Consider the following 22206-nt stretch of genomic DNA (forward strand, 5'->3'; position numbering starts at 1 on the left):
TCAGGTCGCTGATTTTATTCAGAAACACGCAGGCGGATGAATAATTTGCCATCGACTTCCTTAGTCCGGGGAATCTGAACAGGCGTGCTTGATGTATTTGTTAGGGTTGCAAATGGGGGATTGCTCCAAGTGATCAGATCGCTAGATAGCAGGACTTCATAGACCACGCCTTCTTGGGCATTATTGAATTCATAATAGACAAAATCAGCGTCAAAACTGCTCACTCTGGGAAGGCTGGTTGCGTCAGCAAGAAAAGGATTGAGACCAAAAGCAAACTCAAGAAAGTTGCCGATACCATCTGAGTCCGGATCTCCGTTTGCCGTTTCATCATCGCCAGAATTCCATGCGATACCTGTCCGCCATGTGTAATAGCCAGTTTGCGTACCCGTGACGGTGATGGTGACGATGGTATTTGCCGAAGTGAGTTCACCATCCGAGCTGGTATAGGTGAAATTATCCGTGCCAGCGAAGCCGTTGTGAGGAGTGTAGCTGAATGAACCATCAGAAAGCAGTGAGAGCGTTCCGTGGCTGACGTCGGTCACGAGTGTGGCGGTGAGGGTATCGCGATTGAGATCAATGTCGTTTGTTAGGACGCCTCCTGCAGGAATATTGAGTGCGGCGTTCTGAGGAGTCTCGTAAGCATCGTCGATTCCTCGGGGGCTCTGCGCGCCCAGCCCCGGCAGGGGGAACGTGTCCGTTCTGAAAGGAGCGGCCGGAATGCCGCTGCTATTTTTAAGTGTGGTCAGTGCATTGGGAACGGGAATCCACGCATAGCGTATTTCCTGAGGATCCGTCACAGAGGTCGAGCTGATGGTGACCTGATTGCCACTCACAGAAATGCTGTCCGCGTTGTGGAAAGTAGGGTTGGCGCCAGGTCCGGCGATTTGGAAAAGACCGGCGGATGTGTTTGCGTTCATGCCCGTCGCGTTGGTGAAGGTGATGGTGACGTCACTGCCGCTGACTGACATCGAGTCGAAGGTAGGCCCGTGGGCCGCAACGGACTCGCCGAGTGCGTATTTCCGTGCGAGGAGGGAGAGGCGAATGCCGATGGGCTCTTTGTCAGTTGGGTGGACGTCTGATGAGCTGCCAGTGTCAATGGTCACTGCAAGATGAGCATTGTTCAGTGTTTTAAGTTGGCTCTGTGCTTCCCGGAACCAAGGCCAGTTGCTGCCGTTGTGTGAGGGTAATTGAACTCCGAAGAACGGTATATCCCCCTGTTCAAATCGCTCACGGTATTCGGTGACGAGCCGTGGCAGGCTGAAGCCATACTGGGCACAGTTTTCAATAGGACCAGAATTGGCTTCTCCCTGATACCAGATGAAACCCGAAATGCCATAGTTCCGCATCGGGTGGATCATTTTGTTATAAATGATATTTGGCCGGGTGCGCATAAAGATATCGTCACTAGTGGACGACCAGCCGTTGGCGGTCAGTCCGGCGATTCCTTCGGCATTGGTGCTGTAACCTGATGGCAGCCTGCTGGAGGTGGTGTCTCCCGATTGATACTCGCTGATACTCTGGTAGAGATTCATCATTTCATCGAAATGCGGTAGTTGCCCTCTAAGCTCAAGTGGCATCCAGCCTTCGATGGAGCTGCTACCCCAGGCTGCCCAAATAATGGCGACCGGCATATTCGTCGCTGTGTGTAACCGGTGGGCAAATACCGAACCAACCGCAGTCCAGCTGCCCGCGCTGGAGTTGGCCAGCCAGTTCATGCCGGCACTTTCAGCTTCTGTGAGGCTGGCATCCTGGTTGATCTTAAGGCAGCGGATGTTGTCGTTACCGGCAATGGCAGAAATATAGGACGAGGAGTCATCCATTTCGCTAAGTGGACGGACCATGTTAGATTGGCCGAAACAGAACCAGACGTCACCGACGAGCACATCGGCAATGGTTCTTGTCGTGCTGCCACTGGTGACAACCAAGCTGTGTGGGCCACCTGCGGTTTGCGAAGGGAGCTGGACCAGCCAGTTTCCTGCCGCGTCAGCCGTGCCGTTAACGGTTGTGCCATTGAAGCTAACAGAAACAGCCGCACTGGGATCGGATGTGCCCCATACTTTCACAGGTTTCCCCCGTTGAAGAACCATACGGTTTTGAAATGGGGACGCCAATGTGAGTGTCGGAGAAATGACAGGGTTGGGGTCGAGCGTTAATGAACTGCCTCCGTTGCCATCAGGAGTGACGATAAAATAGACTCCGAAGTTCGTGTCGTCGATGGCTGTTCCTCCCACAGTGATGAGACGATTTGTATTTACTGTCCCAGGGGTGCCCGTTCCTTCAGGTCCAGCACCGTAGACTAATTCGGCGATCCAATCAGCCTCGGTGGCATCGTTGGCGCTGATGAAGCTCCCAGTCCAGTCCGCGGCGATATTAAATTGGGCATCATCGTTATTGAGGCGAAGATCAAAATCGCCACTGTCGGCCTGAATGGTAGCATTTCCGCTCACATGAACGACACCTGTCGCGTTATTGACAATCAAGTCTCCGGAGAACTGGAGTAAACCACCTGAAAGGTTAAAAGTGCTGCCGTTGGCATTGAAATTACCGGCATTATCAATCGTGCCTCCTTCAAGGTTATAAGTGGCCGAGGAGCTATTGATGTTCCAAGTACCAGTTAATGTTCCTGAAGTTTGAGTGATAACTGCTCCGTTCCAGATACCGTTGGCATTGCCACCACTAAATTCTCCGTCCTGAGCTACGAGACCAGTATCTCCTACTCCCGGATGGGTGCCGGTGGAGGTATCGCCATCGTTTTGCCAAGAGGTGCCGAGTCGGATGTTCCCGCCAGTGAAAGTGAATGACGCCGCGCTTGTAAGACCAGCCGCTAATACCAGCATGGAAGCTACAACGGCGATGACTTTAAGTGGATGAAGTCTCATATGGATTTTTAAAGAATGTGATAGAAAATGGTGTGAGTGCGGTAAGCGACGGCATAGGTGGAATGCACGGCTCGGCAACGTGATTGCCATGAAACAAAGCAACAACGTGAGGTGCAAAAACCCACCTCTGCGCGAAGCCAAGGTGGGTTTTGCAAGAGGGTTTAGAACGATTACTACTTGCGGCGGCGGAGTATCAGCGCAAGACCACCAAGACCAAGAAGAGCGGTTGATGATGGCTCGGGGACGAGCGTTAGTGAGCTACCGCCGCTTCCGTCAGGGGTGACCACGAAAAAGTCTCCGAAGTTGGCATCTGTAATATCCGTGCCTCCAACACTGATTAGACGAGCATTATTCTGCTGCGCTGCTGTTCCGCTTTCTATAATACCGGCTCCATAAACCAGTTGTGATATCCAGTCAGCCTCTGTGGCATCCTCTGCACTGGTGAAACTACCTGTCCAGTCACTAGCAATGTCGAAGGTGCTATTATCGGCATTTAATCGGAGATCAAAACCAGTGGCGCCAGTGGAACTGAGAACTGCATTACCACTGATATTGAATGTTCCAGCTGCATTGTTCGAAAGTAGCTGAGCATTAAAGCTGAATGTGCCACCAGTGAAATTAAATGTGGTGCTTTGAATGTTAAAGTTATTCGATGCAGTAATTGCGCCGCCTGCAAGAGTATAACTACTACTGGCAATGGCATTGTTCCAGTTAAACCCAGCAGCAGTCATTAATCCTGCATTCTGTGTAATGGTAGCCCCGGATAAATCTCCATTGAACAGACTGTTCATTGTTCCGTCTACGGCAATGACTGCTGTATCACCTACTCCAGGTAAAGTCCCTGTGGATGCATCATCCGTATTTTGCCAGTTGTCTCCAATCCTAATATTTCCTCCTGTCATTGCAAAATTTGCCGCAGATGATGTGAGACAGCTAGCTACAAGACCCATGGATACATAGGTTAATGTTGTTTTTTTCATGATTAATGTTGTGTGTTTAGTGGATGTAATCCGTGTTGGGGAATCCAACATGATTGACATGCACTTGCAGCAGTTAACTGCGGATTAGGCACTTATGCATTGCTGTCGAGTAAGAGCAAAATTTTAACTCGTCGGCATAAGGGGTCTTATTTGACCTATTTACATACAGGGGCTCAATGTAAGCGCCAGATATTGGGGAGCCGCTAAATATTGTATGCGTTGCGAGCATCAGAGGACTGCGACTAGCAGTCACAAAACAGCACACGCCGGTCCATGTGGCGACTAACAGTTAACAGGGAAGGCATCTGTCTTATGTAAGATTTGCGCCTATTCCACCATGCAGGGAACGAGGATACCATCCTTCATACCGTGGATCTTCTTTTTGTCCGCAGGAACGATGGTGGCCAGGCAGCCGCCGAAGGAGGTCTTGCCGTTTTTGTCGGAGAAGAAATATGGACAAAGGCGGGCGCGGCCTTGCATGATCTTTTCTTCGCCGGTGTCCGGATCGAAGTAGGGGTGCTCGATGATTTTTCCGGAATGATATTGCTGCATCATGCGCGGTTGGGAATCGAACGCAGCGGTGGCTTCGTTGATTTTTTCTGACCACTCGTTGCCGGGCATGTCATGACCGATGTAAACGCCGCGTGAGCCCCAGGCGAGCTCGGAGAAGCCGCTGATTTTTAACACGAGTCGACGTTCGGTCTGGGAAAAATCCGCGACTTCTTCCCATGAGTGAACGCCGAGCCTTGGTAGAGCTCCTTGTGGGGGGAGCGGTGCCGGATCTAACACCCAGCCGAAGGGCACGATGTCGCGCACGCGATTCAGGTGATTGCCGCGCAGTTCTTTTTCCCAGATGCCGCGTAGTGATGGCGACCAGAGAAGTGCCAGCCAGAGTTTTTCCTCAAGGTGGGGTTTGCAGGGAGATGTTAGATTGGCGGATGCGGCGAGTTTTTTGGCAGCGGGGATGTTTTCCCAGTCGAACCATTCGAAAAATCGGTAGGCAGGGGAATCGGCACCTTGGTCTTCTTCGGCGCTTTCTACGGTGATGTTAGAGCACTGCTCGGCGAGCCATTCGAGCTCCGGTTGGTAGTCGCCTGATTCTTCACTGACGAGAACGCGGCCGCCTTCGTCGAGCAGCGATTGAAAACCGTCACGTATCCCATTTTCACCACCTAACACATCAAAGCCGTGTTTGGCATAAAACTGGGAGAGCCAGAGTGTGATGCCCATACCGCCGGGTACTGAGTCCAACTCGGTGAGGGCGAAGGAGCTTTCGTTTTCGTCTCCTGTTAGGATGAGGTCGGGACGGATCACACGTGGCATGTTCTGCCGGATGCTCTGCGCTCGTTGCGCTTCGATAATCCAGTGAGGTTTGCCGGCGTCGAGCAGCTGGTGAATCCAGCAGGGGAGTTTGCCTTTGACGCTGCGCTGGTAAATGGAATCGGACGCTTGCTGAAATTGGGCCAGAGGGTGGCCGAGCCGGGTCATCGACTTCGTCGTTTTTTTGTCGAGTTGGAGAGGCTTCGGGGAAAATAGCCACCCGCCGTCGTGCCGGAGTTTGGACTCGGGTAGGGCCGTTTTGATTGTTTCAAGAGATACCTGTGCCACGCGCCCAATGTGTGTTCGGGGTTTTTATTGTCAAGTTCAGTTGCTGTAGGGAATAGCAGCGGCTAACACCTTGTCATTTGTTTTGTTTCTCTTGCACAGAGACGTTCTTAAACATGGAAGTGTTATCACTGACGCGGAGTGGGAGGCCGCTGGCGGTGGTGATGTTCTCCAGCACGACTTCTTTGGTAAGTGTGTATGGGTGTTTTTGCGCTCCTTGGTTGGAGGTAAAGTTCGGATTGAAATTAGCAAAGATACTTGGACCCTTATAGTTGTTAGGATGCTGGGAGTCGTCGATGTGCAGGTTGTGGATGGTGATTTTTGCAGGCATGTGGCAGGGGTAGCCGAAGTCATGTGAGCCATCGTTGTGGCCGCCGATGAGACTGGGGCTGATGGGTTTGCCGCAGGCGGGGATGAATTTGCAGTTGCGGATGATGAACTCTCCTCGCCAGTTACTGCCGTAGTCGCTGCGGAGATTGACCAGGTTTCTGCCGTAAATGGTGGAGTTTTCTACCGTCAGTGTGCCGTGGCCGATGGCGTTGAGGCCGGCGTGACCGAGGGTGGAATTCTTGATCACGGCTCCGGCGACTCCCATGTGGGCGTCGAAGCGCGAGAGCGTGCAGCCATCGTAGCTCAGGTTCTTGCAGTAGTTGGAGGCCATGATGCCCCAGCGCGAACTGTCCTTGATGTCGTTGAGTTGTTTGCAATTGATGAACGAGACATTGATGGCACGCGTTACCGTGATGTCGTAGCTACCCATCGAGACCGGTTTGTCGGCCCTGCCTATGGTTCTGTAGGTTTTATGTCCGCTCAGCGAGCAGTCGAGCACGGTGACATTGGCGCACTCTCTGATGTTCACAAATCCATGGTAGGGCGCTCCGTGGTCGCCTTCACCGGTGATGAGGTGGTTGATACCTTGGAGTGTGACGTTGGAACGCTGGATGGTGATGCCTCGTGCGTAATAATCGTATTCGGATTTTTCGTTGTTCGCGATGGTTGTGAAGTGGCCGCCGGAGATCGTTAGGGGCGATGTGTCGATCGGTGTGGCGCGGATGCGGGAGATGTGATCGAAGTCCCACAGGATCGGAGTGTCAGGATCGATGAGTCCGTTTTTCCGAACAAGAAATACGTCCGACTGGTCTTTTCCTTTGTTTGGATTCAGACCTTTGCGGATGTAATGTTTTACCCTGCGGTTGCTGACGTGCACGATGCAATCGCTAGGTAGCGAGATGGCCAACCTTTTTTGATGGCGCGTGAGCTTGGTGATTTTCGGAAGGGGGACAGGCTTTTGGGTCGAGGGGACGAGAAACACCGGCACTCGATGGTTTTTGATCGCGCGGTCATCGATGATGAAGCGCGCAGTGCCAAAGTGGGTGTTTGTCTGGATCTGGGCTGGTTGGTCTTGGTCGCCAATGTAATAGACAGCCTGATCGTTTGCTCTAACTGGAAGGCCGTGGTGGTTTGCGTGAGCGTGGGCTTTCCTGATTGCTGCGCTGTCGTCTGTTTTTCCGTCGCCCTTGGCACCGAAGTCCTCGTAGTGCACGGCCTTCTTGCGGACATCAGACTCGGCATCAGCGTGCAATGGCAGGGTACAGAGCACCGTGGAAACGAGAGCTAGAAGCTGGAATTTGTGATATAGGTGCATGCTGTAGATCGGAAGTTCGTCCTATCTACGGGAGGAGTGGGTGCTTGCTTTCTCTTTTACTCAAATGAAGGCCAGTAGCTGGAATGTCAGGCGGATTACAAATTAGATGATCCATTCTGGATGCCGCCCCAGCTCGAGGTTTCAAAGTCTACCGTTTCAGCATCAGGTCACTGGTCAGTATTTCACCGAGGATGAACATGAACTGGTAGTCATAATTAACTGCTTTGTTAGAAATGCTTTTCACGATCTCGTGATCATTGCGGTTGAGCTTCCGGCCTTTGGCATACTCTGCGAGTTTGACGATGAAGTAGTAGGTGAAGGTGTCTTTGTTTTTCAGCAGGGCTTTTCTGAGCCCTCGAACGTCTGAGAACTTGGTGCCCAGATATTCACCAGCGGCATCGATTTTTGGAGTGCCTTTGCCATAGGTGTCGCGGTAGCGCCCGATGATATCGAAGTTTTCCAAGGCCAGACCAGGTGGGTCCATGATTCGGTGACAGGCATAGCACTTGGGATCCTTGCGGTGGGCGTCGAGTAAGTCGCGTGCTGTCTTTTTACCTGAAAGATCCGGCACGATGGCGGGGACTTCCTCTGGCGGTGGTGGCGGCGGTGTGCCCATCAGTTGATCTAACACCCAATGTCCACGAGTGACAGGTAGCGTTTCCACTCCGTTGGAAGTGATCGCGTGGATGCTGGCGTGGCCTAACAGGCCGCCTCTGACCGAGTTCTTCGGCAGTTTCGCCAACTTCATCTCTTTTCCTCCGGTGAATGGGATCTTGTAAAGGTCGGCGAGTGGTTTGTTGAGGAAGGTGTAGTCGGAGTCCAGAAAGTCTGTGATCGGGCGGTTTTCGAAGAGGACGTGTTCGAAGAAAAGCAAGGTCTCCTGCCGCATGAATTTTTCCAGCTGATCTTTGTAGTAAAACTTGTAGCTTTTGTCGTCCTCGGATGGCCTCATGCTGCCAAGTTCGTCGAGCGACAGCCACTGGGAGGCGAAGCCCTCGACAAAGTGCTTGGCCTTGGGATCCTTCAGCATGCGTCTCAGTTGCGCTAGATAGACATCCTTTTTAAGAAGGTCTCCGGAGTTTGCCAGTCTGAGCAGCTCCATGTCCGGCATGCTGCTCCAGAGGAAATAGGAGAGTCGGCTGGCCAGTTGGAAGGGTTCCAGTTTTCCCAGGTCTTCCTTGATGTAGAGGAAATCGGTCGATGCCATGATGGCTGCGAAGGTGCGGATGTATGCCTTGAGCCAGCTGCCTTGTTTCTTGTGCTGGTCCTCGAGATACTCCGTATATCTGGCGAGTTCGGTCCGGTCGACTTGTCGGCGGAAGGCTCTGGACATGAAGTTGCGTAGGATCACCTCACGTGTTTTCCTGTCAGTGAAGTCAGGCATTTCATCCATTTGGAAAGTGGTCTTATAAGTCTGCGGCGGCCACTCGGTATCTAACGGTCCCTCGATGGTGATGTCCTTGATGGCCAGAGCGGGAATGGGCCAGGGTTTGCCTGCCGGTCGACGGCGGTTGATGGTTCGCGGCTTTGGCGAAACATGGCCCTGATAGAATGGTCGGGCTCCCTTTTCCAGCCAGATGACTTTGCTGTAGGGGGCAAATTCATCGTCCTTGATATTGAAAACTTGGAAGGTCTTTGTAGTGCCTGCAAATTCGGCCATCAGACTCATCTTGAACGGTGATCCGGGGGCGGGCAGCTTTGGGTTCCGGTCGATGCCCATCGCTGTGGCTGTGATGCGGTATTTGCCGGAAGTGGGGATGACGGAGTTATACTGTTTGGGAGAGATGCCTCCCTTTTTTTGCCTCTGCACGGCGTAGCCTTTGTTGATGCCTGCGAATTGCCCTCCTATAGTGAACTGCTTGGCGGTAAAGGTGGTTTTTCCTGTCTTCGGCATCTCGGTAGCCTCGGTGTAGAGGGCCGTGTTCAGGCTGATGGTGGCCGAGCGCAGGTATTCCAGCAGGAGTTCGTTCGAGATGATCAGGCTTTCGCTGTTGGTATCGAACCCTTCTTCGATCTCGTCCTCAAAGACACCGGCGGCAGGATCGAAGTAGTCGTCTGACAGGCCTAACAAATCGCGCACTGTGTTGCGGTATTCCCGTTTGTTGAGGCGGCGGTAACCTGTGGCGATGGTAAAGCGGTCGTCGCGCGTGATGGCATCCACTAGCTTGGTGATTTGCTCAGCAATTTCATCGGGTGGCTGCGTCGCCTTGGGTGGAGGCATGTCAGCGTGCTTCAGCTGGTCGTAGATATTGAGCCAGAGCTCGGCATCAATTTTCCGAATGTTGTCCAGACGCACGCCGGACTCAACCTTGTCAGGACCGTGGCACTTGACGCAATACTCGGCGATAAACTTGGCAACCGGCTGGTATTCACCCTGTGCCTTTACAAAAGGGGAGAGCAACAGAGCCAAACCCAGATGGAGGTAGAACTTCATGCTTGTTAGGTCAGGATGTTGTTCACGTCGCCTGTTGCGGAGTTGTATTTCTCAACTTCGAGACCGAAGTTCTGCAGCATCGAGGTGTATAGATTGTTCAGCGGCGTTGCCGACTTGTTAGGCTGCTCGGCGTTGTAGTGACCCTTGTGTTTAAATCCGCCTCCGGCAATCATGATCGGGAGGTTGCGGTTGGAGTGGCGACCCGCATCGCTGAGCGCACTGCCGAACAAGATCATGGTATCGTCCAGCAAGTTCTCGTCGCCACCCGGAGTGCCGGCGAGCTTTTCCATGAAACGGGAGACCTGGTTGATGTAAAACGATTCGATGATTTCCAGCTGCTTGAGCTTGTCCGCTCTCTTGCCGTGGTGGGACAGGGAGTGGTAGCCGTTGGTGATGCCATCGAGTCCGATCCGCTTGTTGTGCATGCCGTAGCTGAGCGTGAAGATGCGGCTGGAGTCGGTCTGGATGGCGAGGCGGAAGAGGTCGAACATCGTGCTGCTGGTGCCCTCGTAGCCGAGCTCGCCGTGGCGGCCCACGTCTTCGACCTCGGGCATTTTCACATCGGGTTTCTCGATCCTGCTCCAGCGCTTCTGTCCCTGAAGCTTGCTTTCTGCATCGCGGATAGCGGTCAGGTATTCATCGAGTTTGTCCTTGTCTACGCGGTTGACCTTGGAGCCGAGGGTTTTGGCCTGGCTGCGGATCAGATCCAGTACGCTGCCCTGCTCCTCGACTTCGATGGCGAGGGCTTTTTTGGCGGCTTGAGAGTCGTTGACAAAGAGCTGCTTGAACAGAAGCTGAGGAGAGCTGATCTGGCGCATTTGTGTGCCTGAAATGCTGTAGGACGGTGATCCCTTGCCGCCAAGGTTGACGTGGATGGAGGGGAAGCGTGTATTGTAGCCGACGGAGCTGGCTGCGATCTGATCGACCGTGGGAAGGCTGCCGACCCCACGTGCGGTTCCATTTAGAAAAGAGTTCAGTCCACCATGTCCGGCAAAGACGTTGGGGTGGTCCATGTTTGAAAACACGGTGAATTTGCCGCGATGTTTCATCATCGATCTCAGCACTGGGCTGGGTGTGAAATTCGGGCCGAAGTCTCTGGGGAAAAAGGCGCCCGGATACATGCCCAAGCCGGTGTCGACAAAGACCATGCGTTTGGTGGCTTGGGCCGCTGCCTGCTTGGTCTGGCCAAACGACGGTAAGGAATGGAGAAACGGCAGCCCGATCGTGATGCCAGCTGCCCTTAAAAAATGCCGCCTAGATTGATTCATGACGGGAAAATTTAGCATGAGCTACCGTGTTGTCACGTTAAGAAGCCGATGGAACAAGTCATGAAGCAGCCAAGGTGGAAGGCTGTTATGGAGCTGGGTTACCAAGTGGTCGATATGGCCATGCTTTCTGACCTTGAAATATCAAGTAGAACTTTGAGTATCAGTATTACATGAAGCAATTCCAACGAATGACTGCCATTGGGCTGTTTTTACCAGTGTTGTCCGCCATCACCTGCGCAGAATCTCCAGCGAAGCAGAACCGGCCAAATGTGGTGATTCTCTACGCCGATGACATGGGCGTGGCTGATGTTTCCTACGGTGATGCCAAGGCAAAAATCATCACCCCGAACATCGATAAGCTGGCCAGCCAGGGTATGACATTTTCTGATGGTCACAGCTCTTCCGGAGTGTGCACTCCCAGTCGCTATGCCATGCTCACCGGGCAGCACCACTGGCGCCGATTCCATGGTATCGTCCAAGCATTTGGCAAACCGGTTTTCAAGAAAGACGAGTTCACGATGGCACGCATGTTCAAGAAGCAGGGCTATGCCACCGCATGTTTTGGGAAATGGCACCTCGGCTGGGATTGGGACGCCATTCGTAAGCCCGGCGTGAGCAAAAAAGACATCAAGCTGGCCTCATCCTATGATTGGACCAAACGCTTTCCAGGTGGGCCGGTCGACCAAGGTTTTGACCATTACTTCGGCGATGGCACCATCAATTTTCCACCCTACTGCTGGATTGAAAACGATCGCGTGCTCACCGTTCCCACCAAGCCGGTGATCAAATCGCGCCCCCTCGCTGGTGGTGGCAGTTTCCGTCCCGGCCCGATGGCTGAAGGCTGGAACCCCTATGATGTTTTACCGACGATCACCAAGAAGACGGTGGAGTGGATAGAAAAACAGAAAGCCGGTGAGCCGTTTTTTGTCTACCTCGCATTCAACTCCCCGCACTATCCCATCGTTCCTAACAAGGAGTTCCACGGCAAGTCCAAGGCGGGATACTACGGGGACTTTGTCGTCGAAACCGATGCCATGGTGGGCAAGGTCATGGACGTTCTGGAAAAGAAGGGTTTGTTAGAAAATACCATCGTCATCTTTACTGCGGACAACGGCACCGAGAAGCATGCGTATGAACGACTGGAAGAGTTCGACCAATGGAGTTCCGGTGACTTCCGCGGGCTGAAGCGCGATCTCTACGAGGGTGGCCACCGGGTGCCGTTCATTGTCAGCTGGCCAGCGCAAATCAAGGCCGGTGCTCGCTCTGATGAAACTGTCAGCCAAGTGGACTTCGCTGCCACCTTTGCCAAGATCATCGGCTACCCGCTGTCCAACGAGGTGGCGATCGACAGCTACAACCTCCTGCCAGTTCTCAAGGGTGAAGACTACCGCAAACCACTGCGCGTAGCCACCGTTCAGAATACTAACAAAGACAAATACGCCCTGCGTCAGGGGGACTGGGTATTCATCAATACCAACACCGGAGCCATGCAGTCCGAGCCCAAGGCCTACCTGGAGCACTTCGGATTCAAAACCTGGCCAAAAGATACACCAGGCTTGTTGTTCAATCTGAAAGACGACCCACGCCAGACGAAAAACCTATACAGCCAACAACCAGAGAGAGTGAAAGCCATGCAGGCTCTGCTACAGCGCTACGTCAAGGGCGAGCGTTGCGCTCCTAAAAGAAACTGAAGGGTAGATCGATAGGCTACTTCTTTTTCTCGGTTAAGACTCAGACTCACTTCGCCACCATCACGCCTTGTCTCACTTTTCGTGACCAGGGAAGGTGGATTTTTGACTTTGCGAGGTGGCAAGTTTCTCAGATAATACCCGAATGAAATCGATCATGACCCTGATGACGAGTGTGTTAGGCCTTTTGGCTTTGGCAAGTTTTTCGCAAGCTGACGAACTGTCAGATGTCCAAGGTAAGCTCTTTCCGCTGAAGAAGGAGTATCGGAAATTTCTGCCCAAAATCGACCGGTTCAATAACCCGAAGTGGAAAGAGGCCAACATGGCCTCGATCAAAGCATCAGCTGCAGTGGGGAAGATGATCGATACGCATCCGGATCTTGAAGAGCTACGCCAAAAAAAGGCAAAGGCGAGTGCTGCCTATCAAGAAGCCAGAAAGGGAGATAATAAGGAGCTAACCGCTAAATTGCAGCGTGAAGCTCAGGATGCTTCTGGTGCCTTGCATCGTGAGGGATTCAAGCTGCAGGAGGTCAAAGACCTGCAAGCGGCGTCGATCGAAGCGAGACGCAAGGTAGAGGCGATTCAATACGATATGGTCGCAGCTCTTGGGGGTGAGGCCAAAGAGGTAGCCGAGAAGCTTCGCGCACTTGAAATCAGATACCGCGAACTTCTGGCAGCGAAAGAAAAGAAGTAGAGCTTTGCTCCGATCAACTTCCTAACACTGTAGGAAGTTTTTTAACATCTTCATGCCATCTTGGGTGAGGATGGACTCCGGGTGGAACTGGACGCCGTGGATGGGCAGGGACTCGTGCTGGAGGCCCATGATGGTGCCGTCTTCTGTCTCGGCGGTAATTTGCAAACACGAAGGCAAGGTGTCGCGTTTGACGACGAGCGAGTGGTAGCGGGTGGCGGTGATTGGATTCGGCAAGCCTTTGAAGACGCTGCCGCCCATGTGATAGACGGGGGAGGTCTTACCGTGCATGAGTTTTTCCGCTCTAACAACGTCGCCGCCGAAGACCTGACCGATGGACTGGTGGCCGAGACAGACACCGAGGATGGGGGTGGGTGTTTCGGCGTCCTTGCCGAACTCGCGGATGACATCACAGGAGATGCCGGCTTCGTTCGGTGTGCAGGGGCCGGGGGAGATGCAAATGCGCTCCGGTGCCAGCTCACGGATTTCATCGATGCTCATGGCGTCGTTGCGAATCACCTTCATCTCCGTGCCAAGCTCGCCGAAGTACTGGACGAGGTTGTAGGTGAAGGAATCGTAGTTATCGATGACGAGGAGCATTGTTTCAGTTGGAAGTGATCGGTGTGCAGTGATCAGTGTTGATCAGAACCGATGGTTCTGGCTAAACCGATGGCTCGGCGGAGGGCCATGGATTTGTTGACGGTTTCTTCGTATTCGTAGGTCGGGTTGCTGTCGGCTACCACTCCGGCTCCGGCCTGAATGTAGGCTTTTCCATCCTTGAGCAGACAGGTGCGCAGGGTGATGCAGGAGTCGTGGTTGCCATCCCAGCTGAAATAACCGACCGCTCCGGCGTAAGAGCAGCGTTTGCTTTTTTCCAGCTCGTTGATGATCTGCATGGCGCGGATTTTGGGAGCTCCGCTGACGGTGCCGGCGGGGAAAGTGGCTCGCAGCACATCGTAGGCGCTGTGTTCATCGTCGAGGTCGCCGTGCACGTTAGATACGATGTGCATGACGTGGCTGTAGCGCTCGACGATCATGAAGTCGTCCACGGTGACGCTGCCGTGTTTGGAAATTCTACCGACATCGTTACGCGCCAGGTCGACCAGCATCAAGTGCTCGGCGCATTCTTTCTGGTCGGCTAACAGATCAGCGGCGAGGGCATCGTCTTCATCTTTGGTTTTCCCTCTCCAGCGCGTGCCGGCGATCGGGCGGATATCGATGCGGCCATCAATCGCACGCACGTGAACTTCAGGCGAGCTGCCAACGAGTGCGAAGTCGTCCAGCTGCACAATAAACATGTAGGGCGACGGGTTCACATGGCGAAGTGCGCGGTAGAGGTTCACCGGGCTGCCATCGAAATCGAGTTCGAATCGCTGACTCGGAACAATCTGGAACGCATCACCGGCGGCTATGTATTCCTTCGCTTGCAGAACCATGTCCTCGTATTCCTTCTGCGTGGTATTGCTTTCGGCTTCGGGGGTTTCGAATTCGGCCAAGCCATTGAGCGGGGGAATGTGCAGAGGCTGGTCGAGCTTCTTGATCATTGCCGCGATACGATCGCAGGCGTTCTGATAGGCAGCGTCCGGGCTGTCGTGTTCGTCGAGAAAAGCATTGGCCACGACGACGAGTCGGCGCAGGCGGTGGTCGAAAATGAGCAGGTCTTCAGCGACCATGAACAGGGCATCCGGCAGGTCGAGTTCATCTTTTGCCGGAGCTCCGATGCTAGGCTCGAACTGTCGCACAGCGTCATAGGAGAGATAGCCAACAGCGCCGCCGTAGAATGGTGGTGCGTTTCCGTGAGTGACGGGTTGGTATTTCTCCATCAGCTGTTCCAGCTCCGCGAGGATATCCTTTTCAGCGGTCCACTGCCTACAGCTGCCGTTTTCACAGAGCGTGATCTCGTGATCGTAGGCCTTGATGACAGTGCGGGGATTGCTGCCGAGAATGGAGTATCGACCGCTCTCACCGACGCTTTCAGCACTCTCAAAGAGAAAGGCCTCACCCTCGCCACTGATTTTCAGGTAGGCGGACAGGGGAGTTTCAAAATCGGCGGCCAGCTGGGCGTAAACTGGCACGACGTTTCCCCGCTCCGCGAGATCGCGGAACGCATCGATAGACGGGCTGACAGGTGTGGTGCTCAACGCGGCAAAGCATGTCTGTTATTTGCTCGGGCGCAACTCTGAAAAAGTTGGAATCCTGTCAGGTGAAAATTATCCTATGCCGGAAAAATACAAATGCTCCCTCGACCTTTGGCGATGTTGTATTATGAACGCCGCAGAGCGATGGGAGGTAAGGCAGGCAAATGGCAGGACTTGATGCGCCGCCGGTTTGATGATCGGCAGCGCTTTCTAGTGGCTTGCATGGTCTGTGGATTGCTCTGTGGATTACTGGGGGTTTTGTTTCACCTCTCGATCCACCACACCTTTGCCGGAGTTTGGAAATTGGCAACTACTGGTAGCGATGGGCAGTTCATTGCCGTGCTGCTATTGGCTCCCACCTTGGGTGGCCTGATCTGTGGTTTGGTCATCCATTTTTGGGCGCATGAGGCAGTGGGGAGTGGCATTCCTCAAACGAAAGCCGCCTATTATAATCAGGGCGGACGCATCAAAACCATGACGGGTGTCTGGCGGGTGGTTCTGGGCACCGTCTTTGTGGGCTTCGGAAACGCGCTGGGTCGTGAGGGTCCCATGGTACACGCCTCGTCGGCCATCGCCTCTCGCATTGGACGGTTTGCTTTCAAAGATCCGGAGAGAGTGCGCGCGATGATCCCCGTGGGCATGGCAGCTGGCATCGGTGCTGCATTTAATGCCCCGCTGTCTGCGCTGACTTTTGTTTTCGAAGAACTACTGGATAATTTCTCCACCAAAGCAATCGGTGGCATGGTCGTCGCAGTAGTCATTGCGGCCGCCGTCTCACGCACGATTTTGGGCGAAGATCCGGTGATCAACACCCATTTGGTGCTGGATTACGAAACAGCGGCGTGGATGTTAGTCGCCATTCCGCTAGGAGTCTGCGCCGGGTTTTTAGGGCACTTTTTTGTGGGGGCCGTGATCGGTGTTAGGCGGAAGGTAAAATCAACCCCATGGCTGAAGTCATGGTACACGCCAGCCGTTGGTGGTCTGTTCTGTGGCATCGCCGGTCTGCTGGCTTGGTGGATCACTGGGATGGAAGGCAATGCGCAGTCGGGCGTGTTTAGTATCGGATACGAGTCGCTGGAGGAGGCCTTTGAAAACAAGCTGGTGATCAGTATTCTCGTCACCCTTCTTGCCTTCAAACTGGTTGCCGTGGTCGTGAACTACGCCACTGGAGGCAGCGGGGGACTCTTTTCACCGACTCTCTTTCTAGGGGGTATGTTAGGTGGACTGCTGGGCTACGCGCTGGTGGAGCTGAGTCACCAGTTCACCGATTGGCAGTTGGTGGATGAGCCTCAGATTATCGGCGGCTGTGTGCTCTTGGGAATGGGCGCCATGTTTGGCTCCGTGATCCGTTGCCCGTTCACCTCGCTGATTATCATCTTCGAAATGACCGGGAACTATTCGCTCATCTTGCCTCTCATGGGCGGCAACATGCTGTCATGGGTCATCGCCAGAAAACTTCGTCCGATCGCAATCTACGATGCTTTGTTGTTAGACGACGGCATTTCGCTCAAACGTATGCCCGCCTACCGAGGTGCGAAGGACTACAGAAACCTCCCTGTCCGCGCCATCATGACCCACGATGTTGTCTCAGTCAAAGGAGACGCCACCGCCGAGGAAAACCTCACCAGCCTCCGCCGGGATCAAGTTTACCATCACGCCTATTCCGTCCTCGATGACGAAGACCGTTTCCTGGGAATCATCACCCATCACGAGATGGAAGAAAGTCTGCCAGATACGAAGGTAGCAGACATCATCAGTGAGCAAGAAACGCTCCAGGTAAATCCAGACATCTCCATCCGAGACGCCGCCCAAATGATGATCTCCAACGACATCCAACAGCTCCCCGTCGTCAGTCAGGTAGAAACCCACCGTCTCCTAGGCATCCTCACCATCAACGACATCGCAAGGCAGCAAAACGCCGCAGAGATTTAAGGGGAAGTGATCAGTGTGCAGTGATCAGTCAGCAGTGCCAAACTTCCGTATATTCAGTGCTTTCCGTGGTTCCCATCGAATAATCAACCCAAGCAAAAAATTCGCCCAATTCGCGGTAAAAAAATCTTCCCTCCTACCGTGATCCCGCCAAACTCCCGCCGCCCAGAATCACCTATGAGTTCCATCGATCCCTCCCACGTTTTTGTCTCCCGCATCGCCTCTGAATACTCCCTCACTGCCACCCAGGTCGCAGCCACGGCCAAGATGTTTTCCGAAGGTGCCACCGTGCCCTTCATCGCTCGCTACCGTAAGGAGCAAACCGGCGGCATGGACGAAGTCCAGATCATGAACGTGCGCGATCGCCTCGTCCAGCTCGCCGATCTCGAAAAGCGCCGCGACGCCATCGTCAAAAGCCTCGAAGAACGCAAACTCCTCTCCGCCGAACTTAAAAAGAAGATCGCTGACGCGGAAACAGTCACCCGTCTCGAAGACATCTTTGCTCCCTTCCGTCCCAAGCGTCGCACCCGTGGCACCATGGCCAAAGAGCGCGGCCTCGAACCCCTAGCCGATTTCATCTGGGAGAACCGCGAGAACGCCAGCGCCGATGCCGAAAAGGAAGCAGAGAAATTCATCGTCGAAGCCAAGCCTGAAGATAAAACCGCCGAGCTCAACCCCGCCGTGCCCACCGTGGCCGATGCCTTGGTTGGCGCTCGCGACATTCTAGCAGAACGCTTCAGCGACGATGCCGACATCCGCGCCGAACTCCGCCAGCTCATCGAGGACCAAGGCACCGTTTCCGCCAAAGTCATGTATGGCAAGGACACCGAGCCGGACGCGCAGAAGTTCAAAGATTACTTCGATTGGTCAGAGCCACTCAAGGACGTACCATCCCACCGCATGCTCGCCATGCGCCGTGGTGAGAAAGAAGGTTTCCTCTTCATGCGCATTCAGGCCGATGAAGAACTTGCTCTCACAAAAATGCGCGGCCGCTTCGGTGTCAGCAACGGCGGCCCTTGCGCCGAACAACTCGACCTCGCCATCGCCGACAGCTTCAAGCGTCTGCTCGGCCTCTCCCTCGAAACCGAGTTCCGCATGAAGGCGAAAAAGGAAGCCGACATCGAAGCCGTCCGCGTTTTTGCCGATAATCTCCGCGAGCTTCTGTTAGCCTCACCGCTCGGCCAGCGCCCGATGATCGCCATCGACCCCGCCTTCCGCACTGGCTGCAAAACCGTCGTGTTAGATGCCCAAGGAAAACTCCTCTTCGACACCGTGCTCCACTTCACCACCAGCCACTCCCAGGCCATGGAAGCGGTCGAAATGCTGAAGAAAATGGTCGCCAAATTCGGCAGCCAGGCCATCTGCATCGGTAACGGCACCGCCTCGCGTGAAACCGAAGCCGTAGTCCGCGCCGCCGGACTCCCAGCCTCCATTCCCATCATCATCGTCAACGAATCCGGAGCCTCGATCTACTCCGCCAGCGAAGTCGCCCGTGAGGAATTTCCAGACAAAGACATCACCGTGCGTGGTGCCGTTTCCATCGGTCGTCGCCTGATGGACCCTCTGGCAGAATTGGTAAAGCTCGATCCCAAAAGCATCGGAGTCGGCCAGTACCAGCACGACGTCGATCAGAACCTGCTCAAGACCGGCCTAGACGATACCGTCATCAGCTGCGTGAACGGCGTCGGCGTGGAAGTCAACACCGCCTCCCGCCAGCTCCTCGGCTACGTCGCCGGACTGAACTCCGGCATCGCCTCTAACATCATCGCCTACCGCGCCGAAAACGGACCGTTCAAAACTCGCGAAGAACTGAAAAAAGTTCCCCGCCTCGGCGAAGTCGCCTACGAGCAAGCCGCCGGTTTCCTCCGCATCCTCGGAGGCACGCATCCGCTCGACGCCTCCGCCGTTCACCCAGAACGCTACGCCCTCGTCGAACAAATGGCCGCCGATCTCGGCTGCGATGTGCCCACTCTGATCCGCGATGCGGACATGCGCAAAAAGATCGATCTGAAAAAATACGTCAGCGAAGAAGTCGGCTTGCCGACCTTGAAAGACATCATCTCCGAACTCGCCAAACCGGGTCGCGACCCGCGCGCCCAGTTCGAGCTCTTCACCTTCGCCGAGGGCGTCAACAAACCAGCCGACCTAACAGAAGGCATGAAGCTCCCCGGCATCGTGACCAACGTCACCAACTTCGGAGCCTTCGTCGATGTCGGCGTGCACCAAGACGGCCTCGTGCACATTTCCCAACTCGCCGATAAATACATCTCCGACCCATCGGAAGTCGTCAAAGTCGGCCAGAAAGTTAACGTCACCGTCACCGAGGTCGATCTGAACCGCAACCGCATAGCCCTCAGCATGCGCAGCAATCCAGAGCCAGCACGCCAAGGCCAGCCAAGAGGCGACCGCCAATCAAACGGCCCCCGCCGCAACAACAACGGTGGCGGAAACGGAGGCCAGCGCCGCAACAACGGAGGAGGAAACCGCGGAGGCGGCAACGATTCCTTCGGCGGTAACTGGTTCGACCAAGCGATCAAGAAGGGTCGTTAGACCGTTGTCGCATGTGGACGAGAGCCTATCAAAGTTTACCCAGTAGAAATCTATCTACCGGGTGCTTTTAAAGTCACATGCTATATCGAGGCCCTGCGTGAGCGGCGAAGAGCTATCATGGAAATGGTGATAGCGAAGAGGCTGAGGCTGGATGGTTCGGGGACAACGCGGAGTTGACTTCCGCTGGCCTGTAGCACGACTGCGTGTTTGCCGCCGGAGCCACGTCCACGGTTCCAGAGATAAAGTGAGAATCCATCCACGGCATCAGTGCTCAGCGAGTAAACCGCGCTAGACGGATCGTTAGGTTGCCCAGGGTTACTCGTCGAAGTATTGCCTAAAGTATTGGCGTAAGCATAGGGCAGTCCATTGGAGGTCACCCCTTGAAGAAGGCGCGATGGGGAACCGGGCAATGTAATGGATGGATCGATATTTAATCCGGGTGCGAGTGGACCACTACCATTCCATAGCTCAACAGCGACCGTATCACGCCATGCTTGGGTTGTGGCACCCGTCGATGAGGCTGTGTCAATGTCCAGGATTCGCAGGCTATCAAGTAGCACAGCAGTACTGAACGAGAAGTCTATTCGCTGATAGTTTTGCAAGATCGTGTTGCCATTGGAATCGACCGAAAAGTTAGTATCTCCAGTGCCCGCATTTTGAAATGCAAAGCCAGGAGTATTTGAGGGATCGAGTCGGAAGTTGTCAGCTCCAGCCGAAGCAGTTCCAAAAAACTGGGTCTTAACCGTAAGGAACGTCCCAGGGGCAACTTCGCTGATGCCTTGGGTGTATCCTTGAGTTGTGTTCGAGGGTTTGCCCCAGCCGTGGGATATGACGACTCCGCTTGGTGTGTCGTGCATCCATGTGCCATCTCGAAAATCGATGGAGAAGGTTTGAGCGTTTATCGAAGAAAGTAATGCGATCGAACCTAAAACGACGTAATGTATTTTCATTGTTTCGGGTGATTCATCGATCACCCATGCCCCAATTATAAACTATTTTTCCGGCACATAAAGACAAATTGTTGATAGTCAGGACCTGTTGATATCGTGAATTATCTAAAGATGGCAGCTAAGGTGGTAGGGCAGATTGGCCTCAATCTGCCGGATCGAAGCTATTCAACTCACCGCAACCAAGGCAGCGCCTACGGCTTCGATAATCACGTTTCTTAGCAGAACCATCAGCGGTGTAGCCCGGCAGATTGAGGCCAATCTGCCCTACCGTGATGAATCACGCTCTTACTCACTCGGCTTCGCAGCCGAGCGCTCCACCCAGTTGTGAGTGAGCTTGCCGTCTTTGAACGCCCACAGGGCAATGCCGGTGAACTCGAAGGGTTGGTGGCTGGCTTTTTCTGAATCTGGCACTGCACCGGTGTTGGCTCTGGCGATCCATCGGCTGACCACACGGCTGCCGTCTTTGTTCTCAAAGCTGTCGAGATTTTCGATTCTCAGCCCGTTGGATTTTTCTAATGAGCTCTTCACCCAGGCCTTGAATGCGTCACGGCCTTTGATGTCCTTGCCGGCACTTGTTAGAATGAAGTCCTCGGACATGTTTTTGTCGATGAGGTCGATGTCGTAGGGTGGGTTCCAGGTGTTCTCCCAGAATTGGAGCAGGAGGTGTTTGGCGGTCGGTCCGTCTTTGAGAGCCTTTAGCGCATCCATGATTCTGGCTGGTTCGGCACGGCGTCGGTAGTCGGCATCCACGAATGCGTAGGTGATGGTTCCGTCTGTATCGATCACATAGGTAGCAGGGAGGGGGAGTTTCTTCGCCGCTTCTTTGCCACTGCGCTCCTCTAGCTTGAACTTCTCCTGATACCGCTGGCGGGTGTCCTCGTTGAGGGTGAACACCAGACCGTATTTGTCAGCCACGGCATGATTGAGATCGGAAAGGACCTCGAACTTCAGTCCCTGTTCTTTGACCGAGCCGGCGGTGGCGTCCGGCAGCTCGGGTGTTAGAGCTACGAGTGTGGCACCAAGCTTTTTAAACGCATCATTTTTTTCACTGAGATCGGCGAGGGCAATGTTGCAGTAAGGGCACCAGCCACCACGATACCATGTCAGCACCACCGGTCCGTTTTTGAGCAAGTTAGAGAGCTGGACTTTTTTGCCGTCAGGATTTCCCAGAGTGAAGTCCGGTGCCTTATCACCGACTTTCAGCACACGTTGGTAGATGCCCGTGTTTTCGAGTTCACGCAGTGCCTTCTTCTGGCTTTCCACGATACTTTCCGGAGCTTTTTCAAGAAATGCATCCCTGCGGGCATCGAGTTTATCCTGTAAACTTTGGGCGGAAATGACGTTGGCTAGAAGGCCTGATGATAAGGCCACCAATGCTGTGGTTCTGATGTTCATGTTAGGTGAAGTTCGCGACTTTCCAACAAGGCGCAAGTGAATTTGAGTGATGTT

14 protein-coding genes are annotated in these 22206 nt (G+C 54.0%); 4 read left to right on the top strand and 10 right to left on the bottom strand.

Going from position 1 to position 22206, the window contains the following annotated elements; genetic code table 11:
* Positions 1 to 14 precede the first annotated feature (14 nt).
* From ACSPJT_RS14740 to ACSPJT_RS14765, 6 genes are all read right to left on the bottom strand, one after another.
* Positions 15 to 2879 (bottom strand): sialate O-acetylesterase, encoded by a 2865-nt coding sequence (locus ACSPJT_RS14740; protein ID WP_435893320.1) that lies wholly within the window; start codon positions 2877 to 2879, stop codon positions 15 to 17.
* Positions 2880 to 3052: 173 nt separating this feature from the next.
* A complete protein-coding gene (locus tag ACSPJT_RS14745) occupies positions 3053 to 3859 on the bottom strand; it encodes a PEP-CTERM sorting domain-containing protein (RefSeq protein ID WP_435893321.1) in 807 nt (268 codons plus the stop codon).
* Positions 3860 to 4186: 327 nt separating this feature from the next.
* A complete protein-coding gene (locus tag ACSPJT_RS14750; RefSeq protein ID WP_435893322.1) occupies positions 4187 to 5467 on the bottom strand; it encodes a hypothetical protein in 1281 nt (426 codons plus the stop codon).
* A 73-nt stretch (positions 5468 to 5540) separates the two neighbouring features.
* Positions 5541 to 7109 carry a hypothetical protein gene (locus ACSPJT_RS14755; protein ID WP_435893323.1) on the bottom strand — a complete coding sequence of 523 codons (1569 nt, stop codon included), beginning with the start codon at positions 7107 to 7109 and terminating at the stop codon, positions 5541 to 5543.
* Between the two features lie 148 nt (positions 7110 to 7257).
* Entirely contained in the window at positions 7258 to 9543 is a 2286-nt protein-coding gene (locus tag ACSPJT_RS14760) for a DUF1592 domain-containing protein (RefSeq protein ID WP_435893324.1), read from the bottom strand.
* A 5-nt stretch (positions 9544 to 9548) separates the two neighbouring features.
* Positions 9549 to 10811 (bottom strand): DUF1552 domain-containing protein, encoded by a 1263-nt coding sequence (locus ACSPJT_RS14765; protein ID WP_435893325.1) that lies wholly within the window; start codon positions 10809 to 10811, stop codon positions 9549 to 9551.
* A gap of 170 nt (positions 10812 to 10981) precedes the next feature.
* On the opposite strand from ACSPJT_RS14765, the gene ACSPJT_RS14770 reads away from it, so the two are divergent.
* Both ACSPJT_RS14770 and ACSPJT_RS14775 read left to right on the top strand, forming a co-directional pair.
* Positions 10982 to 12502: a sulfatase family protein gene (locus tag ACSPJT_RS14770; RefSeq protein ID WP_435893326.1), complete on the top strand. Its 1521-nt coding sequence runs from the start codon at positions 10982 to 10984 to the stop codon at positions 12500 to 12502.
* 142 nt (positions 12503 to 12644) lie between these two features.
* On the top strand, positions 12645 to 13193 hold the full coding sequence (locus ACSPJT_RS14775; protein ID WP_435893327.1) for a hypothetical protein: 549 nt from the start codon (positions 12645 to 12647) through the stop codon (positions 13191 to 13193).
* A gap of 21 nt (positions 13194 to 13214) precedes the next feature.
* On the opposite strand, the gene ACSPJT_RS14780 is transcribed toward ACSPJT_RS14775, so the two are convergent.
* Together ACSPJT_RS14780 and trpE are read right to left on the bottom strand one after the other, a co-directional pair.
* Complete coding sequence (locus ACSPJT_RS14780; protein ID WP_435893328.1) at positions 13215 to 13790, bottom strand: anthranilate synthase component II; 576 nt, start codon at positions 13788 to 13790, stop codon at positions 13215 to 13217.
* A gap of 32 nt (positions 13791 to 13822) precedes the next feature.
* On the bottom strand, positions 13823 to 15331 hold the full coding sequence (gene trpE / locus ACSPJT_RS14785) for an anthranilate synthase component I (protein ID WP_435893329.1): 1509 nt from the start codon (positions 15329 to 15331) through the stop codon (positions 13823 to 13825).
* A gap of 93 nt (positions 15332 to 15424) precedes the next feature.
* Here trpE and ACSPJT_RS14790 point away from each other — a divergent pair, with 93 nt between their 5' ends.
* On the top strand, positions 15425 to 17260 hold the full coding sequence (locus ACSPJT_RS14790; protein WP_435893330.1) for a chloride channel protein: 1836 nt from the start codon (positions 15425 to 15427) through the stop codon (positions 17258 to 17260).
* 174 nt (positions 17261 to 17434) lie between these two features.
* Entirely contained in the window at positions 17435 to 19807 is a 2373-nt protein-coding gene (locus ACSPJT_RS14795) for a Tex family protein (protein WP_435893331.1), read from the top strand.
* An 80-nt stretch (positions 19808 to 19887) separates the two neighbouring features.
* Here ACSPJT_RS14795 and ACSPJT_RS14800 read toward each other — a convergent pair whose 3' ends face one another.
* Positions 19888 to 20757, bottom strand: a complete 870-nt coding sequence (locus tag ACSPJT_RS14800) for a PEP-CTERM sorting domain-containing protein (protein ID WP_435893332.1) — start codon at positions 20755 to 20757, stop codon at positions 19888 to 19890.
* 285 nt (positions 20758 to 21042) lie between these two features.
* Positions 21043 to 22152, bottom strand: a complete 1110-nt coding sequence (locus ACSPJT_RS14805) for a redoxin domain-containing protein (RefSeq protein WP_435893333.1) — start codon at positions 22150 to 22152, stop codon at positions 21043 to 21045.
* Positions 22153 to 22206: the final 54 nt, after the last annotated feature.

This window comes from Oceaniferula spumae (assembly GCF_042849255.1).
Lineage (GTDB): Bacteria > Verrucomicrobiota > Verrucomicrobiia > Verrucomicrobiales > Akkermansiaceae > Oceaniferula > Oceaniferula spumae.

Bases quoted from the DNA above. Each gene is read 5' to 3' on its own strand.
- ACSPJT_RS14755 (WP_435893323.1), bottom strand. From the start codon at position 7,109: ATGCACCTATATCACAAATTCCAGCTTCTAGCTCTCGTTTCCACGGTG.
- ACSPJT_RS14795 (WP_435893331.1), top strand. From the start codon at position 17,435: ATGAGTTCCATCGATCCCTCCCACGTTTTTGTCTCCCGCATCGCCTCT.
- ACSPJT_RS14800 (WP_435893332.1), bottom strand. From the start codon at position 20,757: ATGAAAATACATTACGTCGTTTTAGGTTCGATCGCATTACTTTCTTCG.
- ACSPJT_RS14775 (WP_435893327.1), top strand. From the start codon at position 12,645: ATGAAATCGATCATGACCCTGATGACGAGTGTGTTAGGCCTTTTGGCT.
- ACSPJT_RS14770 (WP_435893326.1), top strand. From the start codon at position 10,982: ATGAAGCAATTCCAACGAATGACTGCCATTGGGCTGTTTTTACCAGTG.
- ACSPJT_RS14765 (WP_435893325.1), bottom strand. From the start codon at position 10,811: ATGAATCAATCTAGGCGGCATTTTTTAAGGGCAGCTGGCATCACGATC.
- ACSPJT_RS14780 (WP_435893328.1), bottom strand. From the start codon at position 13,790: ATGCTCCTCGTCATCGATAACTACGATTCCTTCACCTACAACCTCGTC.
- ACSPJT_RS14805 (WP_435893333.1), bottom strand. From the start codon at position 22,152: ATGAACATCAGAACCACAGCATTGGTGGCCTTATCATCAGGCCTTCTA.
- ACSPJT_RS14745 (WP_435893321.1), bottom strand. From the start codon at position 3,859: ATGAAAAAAACAACATTAACCTATGTATCCATGGGTCTTGTAGCTAGC.
- ACSPJT_RS14760 (WP_435893324.1), bottom strand. From the start codon at position 9,543: ATGAAGTTCTACCTCCATCTGGGTTTGGCTCTGTTGCTCTCCCCTTTT.
- ACSPJT_RS14740 (WP_435893320.1), bottom strand. From the start codon at position 2,879: ATGAGACTTCATCCACTTAAAGTCATCGCCGTTGTAGCTTCCATGCTG.
- ACSPJT_RS14790 (WP_435893330.1), top strand. From the start codon at position 15,425: ATGCTCCCTCGACCTTTGGCGATGTTGTATTATGAACGCCGCAGAGCG.